Source organism: Candidatus Alkanophaga liquidiphilum, from assembly GCF_053996935.1.
Window position 1 is genome coordinate 1 of record NZ_JBMXYC010000026.1, and the last position, 14562, is coordinate 14562.

The 14562-nt window shown below is 50.0% G+C and carries 15 protein-coding genes; 5 read left to right on the forward strand and 10 right to left on the reverse strand.

What is annotated here, in order from left to right:
• The 5 genes from ACXJJA_RS03320 to ACXJJA_RS03340 form a co-directional block, all read right to left on the reverse strand.
• Nucleotides 1-195 (reverse strand): HepT-like ribonuclease domain-containing protein (locus ACXJJA_RS03320; RefSeq protein ID WP_456486807.1); only part of this gene is annotated, 195 nt, incomplete at its 3' end.
• A complete protein-coding gene (locus ACXJJA_RS03325; protein WP_456486821.1) occupies nucleotides 179-481 on the reverse strand; it encodes a nucleotidyltransferase family protein in 303 nt (100 codons plus the stop codon). The genes ACXJJA_RS03325 and ACXJJA_RS03320, both read right to left, overlap by 17 nt.
• Before the next feature lie 329 nt (nucleotides 482-810).
• A complete protein-coding gene (locus ACXJJA_RS03330; RefSeq protein ID WP_456486808.1) occupies nucleotides 811-1983 on the reverse strand; it encodes an ATP-grasp domain-containing protein in 1173 nt (390 codons plus the stop codon).
• Between the two features lie 109 nt (nucleotides 1984-2092).
• Nucleotides 2093-4513, reverse strand: coding sequence for a DEAD/DEAH box helicase (locus tag ACXJJA_RS03335; RefSeq protein WP_456486809.1), 2421 nt, complete (start codon nucleotides 4511-4513; stop codon nucleotides 2093-2095).
• Nucleotides 4514-4593: 80 nt separating this feature from the next.
• Complete coding sequence (locus tag ACXJJA_RS03340; protein WP_456486810.1) at nucleotides 4594-5379, reverse strand: hypothetical protein; 786 nt, start codon at nucleotides 5377-5379, stop codon at nucleotides 4594-4596.
• A gap of 674 nt (nucleotides 5380-6053) precedes the next feature.
• Between ACXJJA_RS03340 and ACXJJA_RS03345 the strand changes: the two genes are divergently transcribed.
• Nucleotides 6054-8177 carry a PKD domain-containing protein gene (locus ACXJJA_RS03345; protein WP_456486811.1) on the forward strand — a complete coding sequence of 708 codons (2124 nt, stop codon included), beginning with the start codon at nucleotides 6054-6056 and terminating at the stop codon, nucleotides 8175-8177.
• Nucleotides 8178-8613: 436 nt separating this feature from the next.
• On the opposite strand, the gene ACXJJA_RS03350 is transcribed toward ACXJJA_RS03345, so the two are convergent.
• On the reverse strand, nucleotides 8614-9402 hold the full coding sequence (locus ACXJJA_RS03350; RefSeq protein ID WP_456486812.1) for an alpha/beta hydrolase: 789 nt from the start codon (nucleotides 9400-9402) through the stop codon (nucleotides 8614-8616).
• Between the two features lie 203 nt (nucleotides 9403-9605).
• Here ACXJJA_RS03350 and ACXJJA_RS03355 point away from each other — a divergent pair, with 203 nt between their 5' ends.
• Nucleotides 9606-10568, forward strand: coding sequence for a radical SAM family protein (locus tag ACXJJA_RS03355; protein WP_456486813.1), 963 nt, complete (start codon nucleotides 9606-9608; stop codon nucleotides 10566-10568).
• 55 nt (nucleotides 10569-10623) lie between these two features.
• Here ACXJJA_RS03355 and ACXJJA_RS03360 read toward each other — a convergent pair whose 3' ends face one another.
• Nucleotides 10624-10848 carry a hypothetical protein gene (locus ACXJJA_RS03360; protein WP_456486814.1) on the reverse strand — a complete coding sequence of 75 codons (225 nt, stop codon included), beginning with the start codon at nucleotides 10846-10848 and terminating at the stop codon, nucleotides 10624-10626.
• A 112-nt stretch (nucleotides 10849-10960) separates the two neighbouring features.
• Here ACXJJA_RS03360 and ACXJJA_RS03365 point away from each other — a divergent pair, with 112 nt between their 5' ends.
• Nucleotides 10961-11314, forward strand: coding sequence for a hypothetical protein (locus tag ACXJJA_RS03365; protein ID WP_456486815.1), 354 nt, complete (start codon nucleotides 10961-10963; stop codon nucleotides 11312-11314).
• A gap of 5 nt (nucleotides 11315-11319) precedes the next feature.
• Here ACXJJA_RS03365 and ACXJJA_RS03370 read toward each other — a convergent pair whose 3' ends face one another.
• Complete coding sequence (locus tag ACXJJA_RS03370) at nucleotides 11320-11679, reverse strand: cyclophilin-like fold protein (protein ID WP_456486816.1); 360 nt, start codon at nucleotides 11677-11679, stop codon at nucleotides 11320-11322.
• 263 nt (nucleotides 11680-11942) lie between these two features.
• On the opposite strand from ACXJJA_RS03370, the gene ACXJJA_RS03375 reads away from it, so the two are divergent.
• Nucleotides 11943-12143 carry a hypothetical protein gene (locus tag ACXJJA_RS03375; protein ID WP_456486817.1) on the forward strand — a complete coding sequence of 67 codons (201 nt, stop codon included), beginning with the start codon at nucleotides 11943-11945 and terminating at the stop codon, nucleotides 12141-12143.
• A gap of 237 nt (nucleotides 12144-12380) precedes the next feature.
• On the opposite strand, the gene ACXJJA_RS03380 is transcribed toward ACXJJA_RS03375, so the two are convergent.
• Nucleotides 12381-12977 carry an alpha/beta hydrolase gene (locus tag ACXJJA_RS03380; RefSeq protein ID WP_456486818.1) on the reverse strand — a complete coding sequence of 199 codons (597 nt, stop codon included), beginning with the start codon at nucleotides 12975-12977 and terminating at the stop codon, nucleotides 12381-12383.
• Complete coding sequence (locus ACXJJA_RS03385; RefSeq protein ID WP_456486819.1) at nucleotides 12974-14026, reverse strand: U32 family peptidase; 1053 nt, start codon at nucleotides 14024-14026, stop codon at nucleotides 12974-12976. The genes ACXJJA_RS03380 and ACXJJA_RS03385 overlap by 4 nt, the downstream gene beginning before the upstream one ends.
• Nucleotides 14027-14117: 91 nt before the next feature.
• On the opposite strand from ACXJJA_RS03385, the gene ACXJJA_RS03390 reads away from it, so the two are divergent.
• On the forward strand, nucleotides 14118-14381 hold the full coding sequence (locus tag ACXJJA_RS03390; RefSeq protein ID WP_456486820.1) for a helix-turn-helix domain-containing protein: 264 nt from the start codon (nucleotides 14118-14120) through the stop codon (nucleotides 14379-14381).
• The last annotated feature ends 181 nt before the right edge of the window (nucleotides 14382-14562 follow it).

Sequence of the window (14562 nt, forward strand, 5' to 3'; positions counted from 1 at the left end):
TTCTGGATAATCTTTCTTAATATCATCAGGTAGATTTTTTACAGCCTCTCCTATTATTTCAAGATTTCTTATCACACCATCTTGAATTAATTCATTGTTTGAAAAATCCTCAAAATTCATATTCTCCGTATATCTCTCAATTTTACCTATCGCCTCGAGTATATCCCTCAAATACACTTTATACTCCCGTGGCATATTTCACACTCCTTAATATATGAGGTTTCAAATCTGGCTTTATAGATTCCAGAATCACAAGGTCAACTTTACAGTTGAATAAGTCTTCCAGAAAGAATTTTAGTTCCATATAGTTGTCAAAAGTTTTCTTTCCTTTTTCAAATTCTACTAGCACGTCTATATCGCTCCCTTTTTTCTGTTCACCCCTAATATAGGAACCAAATAAGCCTATCCTCCTAACTCCAAATTTCTTAATTTTGTCCTTGCTCTCTTCAATTTTTTTTAATATTTCATCCGAATTCAACATCTTTATCATCCTCCATCAAGGCGACGGCGGGCATTTCACTTAACTCCGGTATATCCGAACAGTTCGGATCCTGGAAGATATGCGAACAGTTCGCATATACTCCTAACCTTCTCTTACCGCCTCTAACCATCAGGTTTAAGGGACGCACGATTTTAAAATTTTCGTTGCGATGGGGTTCGACACGCTGCCGAGTTGCTATGGACGTGATTCGCTGCCCAGTTCCCTATTTTACGTCTAAATAAACTCTCCTTAATCCATTGCTACAGTCGAAACCATAAGCTTTCGCAGCGTTTTCTAAGCGTCATAGTTTTTTTCGCATGCTTAAATCCTTATAAAGGCGAAACGCAGGATTTTATGAACTTCACGACTTGCATTGCATTTGCCAGCGCTTTTGCTCTCGTCTCGCCTGTGCAAAGCGCACTCGCAATCGGTTCCTCACTTCTTATCTCTCGCCCCACCTCTGGCACATCAACGACGCCACGCACGTCAAGGCTTCGCTCGACTCTGACAGGGCGCTCCGCAAAGACCACAAGGCGAGCTGCGTATCTTTTCGGCGCCAATTTCCGCTCGTCAAGCGAAATGCGCCCGTCAAAAGCTTTTACGTGCGCATCGAAGATATTCACGTTTAAGGCGAGCTCTACGGTGTCCAGACTACCTTGGAATCTCGGGTTCACTTCGATGACAAAATCCTCTTTTTCAGAGGACACGAAATCCACGCCGTTCGAGCCTATGAGCCTTAATTCCTTGACGACATCCTCAGCAAGCCCCTTCATCCTCGATGCCGACCTTCCGAGCTTGCGCTCGTCGAGCGGCGAGATGTTGCCGCAGTAAAGGAACGGGCGGCGGGTGCCGAGCTCCGGCATGCCGAGTAGCTGCTCGTTAGCGGAAATGCTAATCGCATCATTTTTTGAAGAAAGCACGGACACGCTCGTGTGCTCGCCTTTAACGAATTCTTGGAATATGAAATTTTGGCTGCTTGCGGATGAAAGGAAGCGTCGCAACTCGCTTTCCTTGAAGCACATGGAAATTTCTAAGCCGCCACCTCCAAATATCGGCTTCACAACCAGAGGGAAACGTAAATGCGCTCCCGATTGCAGCTTTTCTTCAACCTCTTCCTTACTGAAGGTTTTGGGGTGCAAAATGCCCATGCTCTCAAGTTTTTTTGCCAGCCAAAGCTTGTTTGAAACCTCTTTCATCCTCCTTTCATCATTACACAGAATTCTCTTGCCACGTAGCGGCGACGCCCTTAAAGAAGTCGTTTCTACGCCGGAGCTGAGGATAATCGCATCTACGCCTTTCAAATTTGCATCTGAGTTGACGCTCTCGCCTGCATGCTGCCTTTTGAGAATCTTCAAAAATTCGTCGAGCGGCATGTAAGCGCAAGCACATCTCCTCAAATCCACATCGCCGAAGGCGTCCGCTGCAATGATTTCATAACCCGCACGAGCACCTGAGCATGCAATGTGCCTCACAGAGTAGCCTGCAACGAGTATCCGCATCATCCCCCGGTTTTTGCTCCTCCGCATAAGAAGCTTCTAAGTTCCCGCATCATCAAAGGACATAAGCGAGAAAAACGGCTCGACCGTAAACGGCAGCTCCGCAACCAAAGGCTTAATCGTCATACTCGGCTATGAGCACCTGCCTTATTCGCTTAGCCGTTGCCGCTCCGACGCGCTCCACGCTCATTAGCTCTTCTTCAGAGGCGGTCATCACACGCTCGACTGTCTTAAATCTGCGTAACAAATTTCTTGCGACGGCGACGCCGACGCCGGGGATTGCGGACACCACATATTCCTGTTGCTCTTTAAGTGTTTTTGCGGTTTTCCTGTCGTGTGGGCTCACGTCGCGCTTGAGTTCGAGCTGCTCACGCTTGGCAATCGCATGCAAGAGCGCGGCTGTCTCTCTCTCGTCCTCGACCTGCACGATTGGCACGCCAAAGTCCGTAAGTATGGCGGCGAGTGCGCCTCGCAAGGCATTCGGGTGGATTTGAGTCCTGCCGGCTTTCAAGTCGCCCTCAATGATAAGCAGGGGGCGCTCGTAAGCCTCGCTCAGTTCTTTTATCTGCCGCAACAGGTTCCTTTCTGCGGAGACGAGCGAGGTAAGGAAGTCGACAGCGGTCTTTCGCTCTACACCGACCCGTGAGCTGAGCACGTAGTCGCCAACATCCAAATTCTTAAACTCCAGCTTCACATCAAAGCTCATAAGAAACTTGATGACTTGCGACCTTAACTCCCGCTGGTCAACAAAAATCCTTATTCTCTCCCGCTCGGCGCTCTCATTCTGTTTCTCTTCCGTTTTCAGCTTCTTTTCTTGCTTCGACTTCCGCGCTGCACCAAGCTTCGGCTCCGCACCATCACGCCAGAAAAAATCTTGAAGTTTTTTCTGCATTGCTTTTTTCTTGATGGAATCGGCTGAGATGTCTGTCTCGCCGCTCTCTTTCGCTGTTGTGTCTGCACTTGCAGGCGGCTCTGCGTTTGCGTGGGGTGTTAACGCATCTGGCTCTAAGCTGAGCTCGCTTATCTTGCGCAACATCTTCAACTCCTTTCTCCGGCTGAGCCAGTAGTAGGCTTCGTCTCTCGTGCCTTTGGCAATTAAGATTGCGACCTTCCCGACCTTACGTCTGCCAGCTCTGCCTTTCCGCTGAATGCTCCTTATCTCTGAAGGTATTGGCTCGTAGAAGACGACGAGGTCGGTGGACGGGATGTCCAACCCCTCCTCCGCAACGGATGTAGCCACAAGGACGTTATACTCGCCGTCTTTGAATTTTTTTATTATTTCGACTTGTTCTTTCTGCTTTAAACCTTTGTCGTCGGGTTTTGACGCCTGTCCGACGAAGCGCACTGCCCGCACGTGCGGGTATAATTCTTGAAGCGCCGCCGTTATCATTTCAGCAGTGTCCCTAAAGTTCGTAAAGACCATGATTCTTGAAGTCTTATTTAGCATTAGCTGCCGCTTCAAAATTCTCTTCAATACTTCGAGCTTCGGATGCTCCTCGTCGATAACGTTTGCCAGAAATACCGCCCGTCGCACTCGTTCGTCCTTCATAAGCCTCTTCGCAGCCCGGCTCCCGCCACGAGACTCGGCTTCGTTCCTCAGTCGCTCGAAATAGCGACGGAGAGCAACGAGTCCTTGCGTCTCCACGAGCTCTGCTGCGTGCTTCAACTTCAGAATCTCGGCCTGCAGCGACAACGCCCTATACAGCGCTGAGCTTCGCTCCTGCGATATTTTCGCTTGCAACATGCTTTGTAGCTCTAAAAGCTCAGTCTTTGTTATATCCTTCCTCCGCCGTTTTATGATTCCAAGCTCGTAAAGCTCGTTGAGCTTCTCCTCAAGAACTTGCATCAGCAGACTTCTTATCTCTTTCATCTCCTCAGGGACGTCCACACGCACCCACTCGAAATCCTTCCTGAAGACATACGGGGCGACGTCGGGGTCATGCTCCGTCCTGACTTCTACGAACTTTATCCTGAGGTTTTTACATATTTCCATAATCCGGGACTCGTCGCTGCCCGGCGATGCCGTCATCCCCAAGATCAAGGGCTTCTTGCTCACCGCCGCTCGCTGCTCGTGATATTTTTCTGAGATGAAAACATAGGCGTAGTTGCCCACCGCCCGATGACATTCGTCGAACGTCACGTGCGCAACGTCGCTTAGCTCTATTCTGCCTAAGAGCAAATCGTTCTCGATGACCTGCGGCGTTGCAACGACTATTTTTGCGTCTCCCCACACTTCGCTTCGTTTTTCTGGGGGTATGCTGCCGGTGAGCGTTTTTATAAAAGTGGGCTCGATGTTCAGCACTCCTCTCAAAAAGGTGGCGTGCTGCTCCACGAGCGGGCGTGTCGGCGCAAGAAATAAAATTTTGCCCTCTCGCAGCTTGTCCGCAATTACTAAAGCGGCAATGACAGTCTTCCCCAAGCCCGTCGGCAGAACAACCATTAAAGAATCCTTCTTTGCCTTCTCGGCAATCGTTATCTGATATTTTCTTTCTTCAATGCTGCCTTCCTTTATCAAAGGATGCTCCACGAAGCGCATCTTAATAATGTTTTGCGGATAAAAGAAGTCATTGCTGTTGTAGGGGCTTCTTTGCTCCCGCTCGTCGCATGCCCACGTCTTTAATCGGAAGTGCTCAGGGAGAACAAGTTAAGAATGCCATGGCAGGCGCATGCTGTCGCCACTGCCAGCACCCGCATAGATAGCTCAGCTTCCAGTCGCCGCAACGCATCGAGCGTGCGCACGACCGCCTCGCCTCTGACGCCACCGACGCCACCGTCGAGAAGTTCGGAACGCAGCACAAAACTCTCAAAGCCGCAAGCGTCGAGTGCGAACTCAAGGAGGCGGAACATCGGTGCCGGCTTCCTCACCTTCGTAACCGGGCAAATCTCCGGCTGTACGCACCCTGCTTTACAAACTTCGCCGCTTGGCATGTAGCTCGTCACGACGACGGCATCACGCTCGTCGCAAAGCAGCACCAAACGGCGCGGAATGCCGCACAGCACATCTTTTAAGTGTTCGCTTGCCGCTCGCACTTTGACGTTGCGACGCTCAAGCCACGCTTTTACGAGCTTGCCGAAGAAATGCCCTTGGACTGCGGGCACTATGACGCTCGGCGTCAGCGCCTCTAAAATCCGCAGCATCGTCTCGATGGCATCTCCGACGATTAAAACGGCGTCGCCGGCGCTCGGCACGCTGCGAAGAGCAAAGCTGTCATGAATGGAGGAGCAGAGCTCCTGCCGCACAGCTTCGCACTCTGCATCCACATCAAGCACGAGCACCTTTGCCCCTCTGATTTTCGCCAAATGCACGGCTTTTGCGCCGAAAAAGCCTCCGCCGGCGCACACAACGATGTCGCCTTCGTTTATCTGCAATACCCCTTTCGATTCTGTTTTTACCAGTGGCATCGGCAGCAACGCATTATTTGTTATGCGGGGACGTGTCCACATAAGATTATAAATACGGGGAACTATTTTTATGCGTAGTGTAAGGGGGATTGTGGAGGAGTTGAAGGTGTTTGAGAGGAATAAGGTGCCGCCTTTCGATTAAGATCCTAGCTTATATTCAGACGGCTTCGGGGAAGGGCTGCCGGAATTCTGTCAGAGCTCCATCCGGTTTCTAAAACCTCTGTCCGGAACTGGATAAAGAAAAGAAATTTGAAGAGAAGCTACCGGTTACAACAGAGAAAAAAAAGAAATCTGATTGCCTCAGACGAAACAATTGTTAAAGCGAATAAAAAGCATACTATATTTATTCTGCGGTGTGGAGAGGAATGAGTTGATTATGAGAGTTTATACAACACGGAATTATCTAACTAAAGTCTTTAAAGGGAGTGCTAGAATACTGCGAGAATAAGCCCGGATTATTAAGATAAGCATGGTTGATGGATGCTTTGAGAAGTCTTGGTTGGGAATTTGAACATCAGCGGTGAGATTATGAAGCGTGGTAGGTTGGTGTTTTTTCGCTGAAGCACGGATAAAGACGCTCTTCTCTCAATTAGCTGTTTTAATCCGTTAGAAACTGGAATGTGTTCTGTAAGTTTTTATGCTATACTATAATCGGTTGCGGTGGTGTTTATGTTATGTGGACACGTCCATCAGAAAAAACCGAAAACTTTTTAAGGCTCCTTAAACTTCCCAAGGTCTATCCTCCAAAGGTAGATAGGGGTTGCGAGATGAATGGGAAACTGTTCATCTCGGCTGCGGTTGTGTTATTGGTAGCGATAGTAGTAACAGCGAATGCAAGTGCTCAAAACACCTATCTCTTCCACCGCCACTACTGGCATGGAATACCAGATGTCGATGGTGTGGGTGATAATCCTGACGCAACGGCTTCAGATGGTAGATTGACAGCTATATGGACTGGATATTATCACTACCCAGACTCAATCTGGGTATGGCTGACTGAAATCGGGGATGAGGGATACATCGAGAATGAGAAAGCAATGGAGGTCAATCAGAGTACTTTGAAAGGAGATATAGAGAAAATTGCAAAAACGAGTTGGGGCTATGTAGTCATTGCAGGTGACCATCTCGTCGGTTTGGATAACAACTTCAATGTGCTCTGGTGTAAGGAGCCGAAGAATCACTTCAATGGAGGAGCAGTGATAGTTTCTGATGGTGATAAGGTTGTTATTGGAGAGTCAGACAATTGGGGGTTGCCATATTCATACGTATACCACGGAGTGACATTCATGTCCGTGGATCAATCGGGAGATGTTACTAAGAAGACAACTCTGTGGTGGAGTGGAGAGGGACCAGGGTGCAGCGATATGATACGTGACAGTTCTGGAAATTACGTGGCTCTTGGTACTCGTGGAGATTATGCCGCAGACTCAGGAATCATCAAGCTTGACAGTAATCTTCATCCTCAGTGGGCAATTCATGGATTTGGAGGTATGCCTGGTATCTGGAAGTATCGTATTGGGCATATTGTGGAGAACAGCAATGGTGTTTACATTGCTGCAGGCGAGGTTGGCTGGGGATGGGAAGGATATATGAGAAAGCCGTGGATAGTGGCTATAGATAAGGATGGAAACGTGTTATGGGCCAAAACATACGATAGCTTGGAGGGCTTAGGTTTTGGAGATGTGATCTCCACACAAGACGGGGGCCTACTCTTTCTTTTAGGGGCATGGGATATCTTTTGTGGTGACGTACCAGTTCTTCTCAAAACAGATGCGGATGGCAATCCACAATGGTGTAAACAGTACAAGAATGGTATGCAAGCTTGGAAAATTATACCTGCAGATGATGGGTATTATGTGTTGGGTCGTGACTACGGAAATGTAGGTGATGTTTTCGATATAAATAGATCTGAGGAACTGTGGTATGGGTCGATCTTCAAGGTCGATCTTGAAGGTAATATACCTTCTGATGTATATGGTGTAGAAGAATGGCAGGTCGATCCACCACAAATATGGAATAACTTAACGTACACAGATTGTGACATATCCTACGCCTCACCTGAGGAATGGGATCCCACATTCGTTGACAGTGATATGCCAGTAGCACTTCAAAATGAACCTAAGGTAGCAACAGTCTTTGAATATGCTCCTAACAAACCCCCAGTAGCAAACTTCACGTACTCGCCCGAGAATCCGGTTGTAGGTCAAGCAGTGACCTTCGACGCAAGCGAAAGCTACGACCCAGAAGGCTCCATTGTAAGCTACGAGTGGGACTTCGGGGATGGGACGACCGCTTCAGGAATGGTGGTAACCCATGCCTACTCAGCGGCGGGGAACTACACGGCGACGCTCACCGTCACGGACGACGCCGGAGCGAAGAACTCGACGAGCAGGCTCATCACGGTGCTGCCGCCGCCACCGCCGCCGACGCCCGCGGTCTCGGTCTCGACGGACAAATACGAATACGCCGCCGGCGACACGATGCTCATAAACTTAACACTTGCGAACCCAACGGACGAGTGGCGGCGTGTGAGGTTCCTGTGGCGTCTTGACCTACCGGATTACGGGCTACGCCTCCCGATAATCAACAACATTTCGCTGTGGTTGCCTCCGGGCTACGAAAAGACGTTCACGCTACGATGGAGGCTTCCAAGATGGAGATTATCGTTCAAAGCATCGTGGTATGTTGCCCTTTTTGACGCGAAAACTTCCGAATTGATAAGTGAGGATCGCGCAGACTGGGAGTACACCGCAAAGACGAAGAGGATAACGCCTGAAGAGGTCATGGGAGAGGTGTAAGGGAGTATAAGAGAAAGTTTTAATCCTTTTAATCCCTCTTCCTCCCCCCTCTTAATGCCTCCAAACTCCCTTTCTTTTTCCGTTGTGAATCAATGCGGCTGCTTCTCTTGAGGGTGTGCGACGTTGCACGTAATTTTCACATATGCAACGCTTACAACCAATATTTCAACAGAAGCCTCAAACCCGAACGGAGACCGCTGAAGTCATGATGCTGGACGACCTCCCCCGAGAGCCGCCCGATGAATATGAAAGGGTAAAAGGTTTGTTCGCTACGGTATTTAGCACGTTCCACTAGTCATTATCACGACTTCAAACTTCACACGCGATGCAGGGAAGGGAGCAAAAAGAGGGACGACGAAGGAAATTAGCCTTAAGCTGCAGCACGAGCAGTTTGATGTTGCGTATCAAACCGAAAGCTTATTTGACAAGCAAACGCTCACCGAGAATGGATACGAACGAAGCCTGCTATCTCATCGAAATACCTTGCACCGCCGACGAGCATTATGGTGTTATGATCTGCATTCGGCACGACGAAAAGTTTCTTCTCCTTAGCGCCTGCGCTCTCGAAAAGCTCCTTTCCCTCCTGTAACGGCACGAGAGTATCAAACTCGGCATGAATGATGAGCGTCGGTAGCACGACAGACCTTATTTTCATCACGTTCCCGATGCCACTTTCCGCCTCGAGTGCAGGGTCGAGGTTCAGAATTCCGAGGTACGAGAGGAGGCGGACCGAATTCGCAAAGCCGCTCTCTATTATGAGCCCTCGAAGCTCGTTTTGATAGCAGTAAGCAAGCTCGATTGCCGGCGCGCTCCCTAAAGAGCGCCCCATGACGAAAAGCGAAAGCTTATAGCCTTCTTTCTCCAGAAATTCCTTAAACGCCGCGAAAATTGGGTGTGCGTCGTTTATCATCGCCGAGACGGAAGGCTCACCGTCGCTGAGCCCGTAGCCCCTATAATCGGCGACGAAGAAATTAATTCCTCTGGACGTGTATTCCGGCGCAATATAATCGTAGTCGCCAGCGGTCTCGCCGTTGCCGTGGAAGTAAAGTATCGACGGATTCCCTTTACCGGCGGGATAAAACCGGCAGACGATCCTGACGCCCGCCTCCACCTCCACGGAAACGCATCTCGCCCCCTGAACGGCGGGCTCGGCGCTGAAATCCCGCCGCGGGTAGAATAGGAGGCGCCGCACCCTCGGCTGGTCGAGCAGGGGAAACTCCCTCATCTACGTCACCTTGGACAATCAAGTACGATCACGCCATTATACCAGCATCCAGCGTCAGTTTACTATTCAGCAACTTAGCCTAATGTGAAAATAATGGAATTTGTGATCAACCCCAGCAGGGTCATAGGCACGCTTTGCTATTCCATTTTCAGGCTGGAGCCCTACTCCATCTGCTCTTACTCCTGCAAATATTGCTACGCCCGTTGGATCGCAAAGGAGGCGCCCCAAATTTCGACATTTTAAAAACTTTTTTAAAGCTTGCTAAGAGGCTCGACCTGAGAATACCCATGCGGCTCGCAACCCTCTCAGATCCGCTCCAAAACGACGAGGAACGCTACAAACTAACTTTTAAGCTCCTAAATATTGCAAGGGAGCACGACGTCCCCATAATTCTATACACGAAGTCCGACAGGATCGCAAAGGAGCTTTGGAAAGGGCTGATGGACTCTATGGCAAGGGATGGGCTTATTGTAGTTCAGGTATCTATCAGTTCATTACGCTACAATGACCTCGAGCCGCTAGCGCCCCTTCCTGAAAAGAGGTTAGAGGCGTTGAGCTCCTTGGAAGCGCCGAAAGTCCTGAGAATACAGCCCTTAATACCAAAATATTCGTTCTCATCGACAGAAGAGTTCGTCGAGAGGGGCAAAAGCTCCGGAATTGAGCAAATAATAACGGAGTTACTAAGGATCGAAGCTGGCGAGCTTGCGCTCTACGAAAAGTTCTGGCAACGCTGGTCGGAATACCCACTGGAAGGACGCCTCGTTAAAGCTGAAGCGCCCGACATCCTTAAAGAGCTAAGGAAAGCTTGCGGCAAGTACAAGTTAGGGTTCGGACTCTGTAAGGAAGGACTTCTCAACCTCGAAACCACAAACTGCTGCGGCTTGCATCTCCTGGATGCTGAGCTGAGACCGATGCTCAGGGAACTTTACAAGGAACTTGTGAGGGTTAAGAGGGTTGAGTTGGAGAAGGTCGGGGAAGTTTTCCGCCAGTATCTTTTCGGGGAGAGGTTAAACGGGCTCCCTGGACTGGTGAGAAAGGCGTTAAGGCATCACGAAAAGGTCATGCTCGGCGTTCTCAAAGACGAAAAAGCACTTTCTCTGGTCACCCCGCTGATGAGACTCGAAGGCTCAGCCGTGGTTCTGAACCGGACGCAGCTCGGGGCGTAGCTGCCGCGTATGAGGCGGGCTGCTGCGGGCAGCCGTACGTTTTGTGTGAGAAGACCTAATTAAAACGGCTGTGGACGATCAGCTCGATGTTCCTGATGATCGACCTGACGACGTGTCTTGCCCGCTCTGTCGCATCAGGATATTTCTGCACCAAGTCCGGGTCGTTGATCCTACGCAGAAATGCCTGAACGATGAACCTTTCTGACAGGTTGTACATCCTTGCGACCTCCTTGAGGCTTGACAACGCTGCTACCACCGCCACCTGAGCTACATGCGACATTGCTCTCCCAAGCTCAAAACCTCCGCAAATAAACTCACGTGCAAGCCGCCAGCGGCGGCGACGTAATCGCCAACACTTCTGATAAGATTAAGATGAACTAACTAAAAGGGTGATGCAGGAATTTCCGGATAGGATTATAGTAAAGGCGGTTCATAAGCCCAAGGCTATAGATGCACCTCTGAAGATCTCAGAAATAAGGAAGTATTGTGAGGAGATTTCTACGAGGTGTGAAGGCGTTCATTTTGTGAATGCAGGAACGATAAGGTTTTCAAGCACGGAGTTTGGTATATACCTGGAATTCAGCTGCTTCGGTGATTGGAGTCCCGAAGTTTATGAGCAGACGCTAGGAGGGCTTGTGATGCTGATAGACGCGGCGCACCCGGCGCTCGATGTCGAAAGCGTGTTCGCAGCCAATGAAATACCGAGGAGCAAATTAGGCTTAAGTCTGAGTATCAAGTTCCTGTAACAGCGCTAATCCGTCCTCTTCAATACTACTTTCTCGCCCTCTTTCACGCCCCTGAAAAGCTCTAAACCCTCTATCACTTTTCCTATGTGGTTCACGGGAGAATACGGCTGAGACCCGCCGAAGAATATGCAAATGGCGGGCCCGGGCTCCCAATACGAAACGTCGCCCCTTTCGGCATTCGGCGAGGGATTCTCATCGCCGAGCCGCAGCGGCACTTCGAAATACACCTCTTCCTGCCACATCCTCGCTTCACCATAAATCGGCAGGCTTTGGTAGATTCTCTCAGCAATCCTCTGATTCCTATCGTCCAGCTCGATGAGCGCCTTGCCCTTACTCTCAACTTCCAGCTCAACACGACGCCTCATAAAAGTAAATACACCAAGCGAGCATATAATGGAGAAAGAGGAGCTTTGGAATCTAAGTCTTAAAGGAGCCAGATAGTGAATCTAGAGAGCTTTGAGGAGGTATCTGCATTGCAGAGCAAGCTGCTTGAGCACAAGACCTCAAGGGGTATTGTAGTTATTTACGAACCGCGGGCGTAAGGCAGGCAACCAAGATTTTCAGTGTCGCCACGAGGCACAAAGCTTGACGAAATGTTTTATATGGTAGAAAAGGGAGCGAGCGTTATGTGAAGAAGCCGCTCGGTGGCATCTCGTATCTTGCGGTTATTAGCCTCACAGGTATCCCAGACAGCGGGAAAAGCGTGCTTGCAAAGCAGTTTGTGGGACGCAGGCGTGCCGGTTACAAGGTCCCTATCAACGGTAAGAGCATGGCAATAAATACCAACCTCAGCAACGTCAAACGCAGCATCAGCTTGATAAGAGGCTAATAGAGACGAAATAGGGACGAATTTGTATGACATGCCCATAGGAGAGAGTGCTGGTGAAGAGCGTCTCGAAGAGCAGTTGGCGGGAGCGGTATAAAGGGGAAAACAGAAAACCTGGCAAGCCTCGAATATCCGATAGAAACGCCCGCTAAGACCCAAGCGCGCACACGTTTCATCGAATTGAAAGTCGCTTAAACATCATTATTGCCGGCACAATTTTGTAAAACAAATTCAATTCCTCTATTTCCTCAAATAACGGCTAAAAAATTCGCAGACCTGCTCAGCAGCGTCGTTAATAACGCCACCGTAGAAGTGGTCAGTATCGAGTACGAGTCTCTCCTTAGGCTCGCTCGCAGCCTCGAAGAGCTGCTCGAACTCCGAAAGTGGCGCCACGAAATCGAACCGCCCGTAGATGAAAAGCTTCGGTAGCCGGAAGCTGAGCGTCGCCTCCAGCCCGTTGACGCGGCGAAGGATGGACAGCGCCGCAAACGCTTTCACGTCCAGCCCGTTTTCAAGCGCTCGTGCCACTGCATTCGACGAAACGACCGCACCGAAAGAATAGCCGAGCACGCCCACCGCCTTAAACTCGCAGACCGCAAAGGAAAGCACCGAGAGCACGTCTTCGACCTCGGAGGCACCGCCGCTGTATTTCGAGTAGTCGAGGCGTAGCGAGGAAATGTCGGCGTCCGCAAGACACTCTGCGATGCGCACGAGCCGGACGTCGTGACGACAGCCGCCAAACAGCGGATGCGGCGGGCATAGCACCACGCAAGTTTTCCCCCTCTTTACAAGCGTGCACCTGACGCCATTAACAACAACGTCTTCCTTTCCCCTCATTCTCTCAAATTTCTGAATTCGGAAAGCGGCAGCAGCCGCTCCTTCTCCGTCCCCTTATGCGCCCAGACACGAAAAACCTGCATTGTGAGCTCCTTGCAGAAGCTGCACTCTCTACAGTTGCGGCTGCAATGCTTCCACTTCTCGATGGCGCCCTCTAATTCCTTGTTCGGCACATAAAACAGGTCTCGCAGCTCTCTGGTAACGTCGAGGAGCTCGAGGAGGTTGCCGTCGAAGCTTCGCTCCTCGTAAGCCCGCAATGCCCTCACAATCCAATTCACAGGTTGGGTCCTCCCCGCAATTTTGAAAAAGTGAATGCCGATTCCCTCGTATTCCTTGAGGTCTTCGGGGCGAATCCAAGGCGACTTCGTAATGAGCGTTGGATTTCGCACTCGCATCGTTGCGCACCTGTCGTGGTAGTAGTCGCTGAGCATTCCGACTTTTCGATCGACGCCGTAAAAATGCGACGTGAGGTTTGCGTGCTGGTAGCGAAATGGACACTTCCAGATACAACTCTCGTTCACTATCAGCTTTAACTCGCAGCTCGTTGCCTCCCTTATCTTTTCCAAAGTCTCAAAGTCCCTGTTGATGTTCGTGTCGAGCGTGATATATTTCGCCCCAAGCTCCTCGAAGAACAAAGCACGCTCCACAGAATCCACGTGTGCAAGACACGAAACTGCAACCTCCATGTCGTAGTTCTCAACTACTATTTCAAGGAAGAAAGGGTCGGTCACAGTGACTGAGTCCACTCCCACTTCCTCAAGCTTCTTTAAGTACCACTTCACCGCATTCTGCCCTTCCCTTGTCAGGTGGTAGCCACCGAGGCACGTCGTGTTCGCGACCACGTTCACGCTAATCCCGTGCTTGTGCGCAAATTCAACTTGGACGGCAAGCTCCTCGATGTAATTTGCATCCGTTCCGAGAATCGAACGTATTGAACCTATGAATTCTGAGGAGCTGGAAATGAACACCTCTCGCACCGCACCTCGCGTACTTTTTAGTATTGCTTTGAGCGCCTCTGCGTGCCCTGAGGACGCCACGCTTAGCTTCATGTTCCTACTCTTTTGGCGCTCCAATTAAATACATTTATCTTAGCGCACAACGACGACAACCACAAATTATATGCGTGCGGAACGATGGAAGATGAGGAGGACAGCATATCATCCGAACGCATACCTCCGGCTCGTGAGAAATGTGAAAAGCGGCCTTTCCGCAAGGACGAAAATCCTCAACGCTCTGAAGGATGAGATGACTGCTAAAGAGATAGCAGAAGCCTCTAAAATAAGTTACTCCTCGTCCATTCATCATTTGCGACTACTTGAGCGTGAGAGGATCGTGAAAAGGAAGGGGAAACGCCCGTATAGGTGGAAGCCAACAGGGATGGGGCAGAGAATGCTGGAGATATAACTGGACTAAGCGACCGTGATTATCCACAGTGAGCCTGTCACATCAACACCGCAGCTCACACTCCCACCGCCAAAGAAGCCTTGGGAGGAATTGGCGGAATATTTATATCTTCAACTTAATATGGGTGCTGAGAGTGGAAAGGGTAGTTGTTAAGGCACTGAAGCTCAACTTGCTTCCCGTA

Coding starts and splice junctions, on each gene's coding strand:
- ACXJJA_RS03360 (WP_456486814.1), bottom strand. CDS start 10,848: ATGTCGCATGTAGCTCAGGTGGCGGTGGTAGCAGCGTTGTCAAGCCTC.
- ACXJJA_RS03340 (WP_456486810.1), bottom strand. CDS start 5,379: ATGCCACTGGTAAAAACAGAATCGAAAGGGGTATTGCAGATAAACGAA.
- ACXJJA_RS03365 (WP_456486815.1), top strand. CDS start 10,961: ATGCAGGAATTTCCGGATAGGATTATAGTAAAGGCGGTTCATAAGCCC.
- ACXJJA_RS03390 (WP_456486820.1), top strand. CDS start 14,118: ATGAGGAGGACAGCATATCATCCGAACGCATACCTCCGGCTCGTGAGA.
- ACXJJA_RS03325 (WP_456486821.1), bottom strand. CDS start 481: ATGTTGAATTCGGATGAAATATTAAAAAAAATTGAAGAGAGCAAGGAC.
- ACXJJA_RS03385 (WP_456486819.1), bottom strand. CDS start 14,026: ATGAAGCTAAGCGTGGCGTCCTCAGGGCACGCAGAGGCGCTCAAAGCA.
- ACXJJA_RS03350 (WP_456486812.1), bottom strand. CDS start 9,402: ATGAGGGAGTTTCCCCTGCTCGACCAGCCGAGGGTGCGGCGCCTCCTA.
- ACXJJA_RS03335 (WP_456486809.1), bottom strand. CDS start 4,513: ATGCGCTTCGTGGAGCATCCTTTGATAAAGGAAGGCAGCATTGAAGAA.
- ACXJJA_RS03380 (WP_456486818.1), bottom strand. CDS start 12,977: ATGAGGGGAAAGGAAGACGTTGTTGTTAATGGCGTCAGGTGCACGCTT.
- ACXJJA_RS03370 (WP_456486816.1), bottom strand. CDS start 11,679: ATGAGGCGTCGTGTTGAGCTGGAAGTTGAGAGTAAGGGCAAGGCGCTC.
- ACXJJA_RS03330 (WP_456486808.1), bottom strand. CDS start 1,983: ATGATGCGGATACTCGTTGCAGGCTACTCTGTGAGGCACATTGCATGC.
- ACXJJA_RS03345 (WP_456486811.1), top strand. CDS start 6,054: ATGTGGACACGTCCATCAGAAAAAACCGAAAACTTTTTAAGGCTCCTT.